At 44.0% G+C, this 2,519-nt stretch carries 3 protein-coding genes and 2 pseudogenes; 3 read left to right on the plus strand and 2 right to left on the minus strand.

Annotation, left to right across the window (positions count from 1 at the left end; all coding sequences use genetic code 11):
• A partial coding sequence (locus BFF42_RS14990) for a transposase (RefSeq protein ID WP_069673647.1) occupies positions 1-257 on the minus strand: 257 nt, incomplete at its 3' end.
• Between the two features lie 56 nt (positions 258-313).
• On the opposite strand from BFF42_RS14990, the pseudogene rclC reads away from it, so the two are divergent.
• Positions 314-562, plus strand: a pseudogene (gene rclC / locus BFF42_RS14995) (reactive chlorine species resistance protein RclC); the annotation flags it as partial.
• A gap of 159 nt (positions 563-721) precedes the next feature.
• Here the strand turns inward: rclC and BFF42_RS15000 are convergent.
• Positions 722-1,591 (minus strand): aldo/keto reductase, encoded by an 870-nt coding sequence (locus tag BFF42_RS15000; protein ID WP_001299025.1) that lies wholly within the window; start codon positions 1,589-1,591, stop codon positions 722-724.
• A gap of 248 nt (positions 1,592-1,839) precedes the next feature.
• Between BFF42_RS15000 and BFF42_RS15005 the strand changes: the two are divergent.
• Both BFF42_RS15005 and BFF42_RS15010 read left to right on the plus strand, forming a co-directional pair.
• Positions 1,840-2,319: pseudogene (locus BFF42_RS15005) on the plus strand (helix-turn-helix domain-containing protein); the annotation flags it as partial.
• Between the two features lie 45 nt (positions 2,320-2,364).
• A partial coding sequence (locus BFF42_RS15010) for an IS1 family transposase (RefSeq protein WP_001348782.1) occupies positions 2,365-2,519 on the plus strand: 155 nt, incomplete at its 3' end.

Below are 2,519 nucleotides of genomic sequence, written 5' to 3' on the forward strand. Positions count from 1 at the left end.
TTTTTTAATATATCTCGCTCAAGGCGAGCTTCATTTAACGCCTTACGCAGTTGCAGAATTTCAGATTCCAGTTCAGCCACCGTGCGGGAACCAGGAGTACCGAGCCCTTTTCTGGCGGCGGTAACCCATTGTCCTAAAGTGCCTTCAGGAAGGGATAATCGGGAAGCGCCTTCACTGATCGAAAGTTGATTTTCAAGAACCGTTCTGACAGCTTCGGCTTTGAACTCTTTAGAGTAACGTTGGTTTTTTCTGCTCATTATTAGCTCCTTCTGATGCCATTCTATTTCAGGAAGGAGTGTCCGTTAAACTCAGGCTACCATCACTGATGGCATTTACCACGCCGCTGGTAACACTCTCATTTTTAATCACCACCCCGGAGGCATGGGTACCCGCATTGGGTGACGCTCATTATGGTTTCCCTTATTTATCCGGTGCTGGTCGCTTGGTATTGAAAGATACTCTGATGCTGGCTGGTGCTGTCATGATAATGGCAGATTCGGCGCGGGAAATTCTTAAACAACGCAGTAATGAATCCAGTTCAACGTTAAAAACTGAATATTGATAATCCGAACACTGTCTGTTGTTCACTTTTTCAGGCGTCAGGCCCCCTTTCTGATGATGAAGCCTGACGCCATATTACCGGAGATATGACAGAGTGAAGATCAATATCACTCCCCTGTTAAAAGATTCTTGTCGTCTCAGGTAAAATATATGATTAATATCAATCATGTATTTTTACAGCAAGACAACCACGAACAAATTCAGGATTAAAATGTTTTACCGACTCCCCAACATAACCCAAATCAAGCGAACTAATTTGTGCCATTTCTTTCTCTGTCAGTGAGAAATCCCAGATAGCAAAATTTTCTTCGATACGCTGTTGATGTGTCGATTTCGGAATAACGACCACTCCCCGTTGAATATTCCAACGCAGAATGACTTGAGAAATCGATTTTTGATGGGCATCTGCAATACTCTGAAGCAGATTATTTTCAAAGGGTTTATGTCGTCCACCACCTAACGGAGCCCATGCTTCAGGCTGCACGTTATAATACTTCATGGTTGCCAGCGCCTCTGGTTGGGCAAAATAGGGATGCAACTCGACCTGGTTGACCATCGGTTTAACTCTTACCGTTTCACAAAAGTTCGCCAGAACATGAGGATAGAAATTGGAAACCCCAATTGCTTTTAATTTGCCCTCTTCATAGGCATCTTCGAGTGCACGCCACGCACTGAAATAATCGCGCATAGCCTGGTGCAATAAATAGAGGTCGAAGTACTCTAGTCCCGATTTTTTTAATGATGCTTCAATACCTGCTGCTGCCGTATCCTGATTCAACATATCCTGCACCCACAATTTAGACGTTATAAATAACTCATCTCGGGTACATAAACCTTCAGATATAGCTTCACGAACGGCTTCACCGACGGCATCTTCATTACCGTATACCGCTGCAGTGTCGATGAGTCGATAACCTGTGCGGATAGCGTTCAACACTGACTGTTTGCACACGTTTTTATCGGTAACCTGAAAAACACCAAATCCCATCATCGGCATTTTCAGATTGTTACTTAATACGGAAAATTCCACTGTCAGTCCCTCCATTAGGCATGAACAATGAGTCTACGTTAAAACGTAACCTCAAATTAGTACGTGGATTTTGATATCACTTATGCAAAAAATTCATTAATAATGCAGGACTGAAACCTCTCTATTTTCGGGGACAACGAAGCAGGCGCTACCAGTGCTTTTGCCTTCGCCCTTGCTGTTTTTGATACACTTAGGGCCCAGGGCATAACGAAAATGTGCGATATGACAAAGAATTAACGGAGAATGTGATGATTAGGCAGAAGATTCTACAGCAGCTCCTGGAGTGGATTGAGTGCAATCTTGAGCACCCTATTTCAATCGAAGATATCGCACAGAAATCTGGCTACAGCAGACGCAACATCCAGCTTCTGTTCCGAAATTTCATGCATGTGCCTTTGGGAGAATACATTCGCAAACGAAGGCTTTGCCGTGCCGCCATTCTTGTCCGGCTCACCGCGAAATCTATGCTTGATATTGCACTCTCTTTGCATTTTGATTCACAGCAGTCATTCAGCCGCGAATTTAAAAAGTTATTCGGCTGCTCTCCCCGTGAATACCGCCACCGTGATTATTGGGATCTCGCAAATATCTTCCCTTCTTTTTTAATACGTCAACAGCAAAAGACGGAGTGTAGATTAGTCAATTTTCCTGAGACACCTATTTTTGGCAACTCATTTAAATATGACATTGAAGTGTCGAATAAATCACCGGATGAAGAGGTAATGCTGCCAACTTACTGATTTAGTGTATGATGGTGATTTTAAGGTGCTTGCATGGCTTCCATTTCCATCAGATGTCCTTCCTGCTCCGCTACTGAAGGCGTGGTGCGTAACGGCAAAAGCACTGCCGGACATCAGCGCTATCTCTGCTCTCATTGCCGTAAAACATGGCAACTACAGTTCACTTACACCGCCTCTCAGCCCGGTAC

Source organism: Shigella sp. FC1661 (assembly GCF_001712525.1).
GTDB classification, from domain to species: domain Bacteria; phylum Pseudomonadota; class Gammaproteobacteria; order Enterobacterales; family Enterobacteriaceae; genus Escherichia; species Escherichia coli.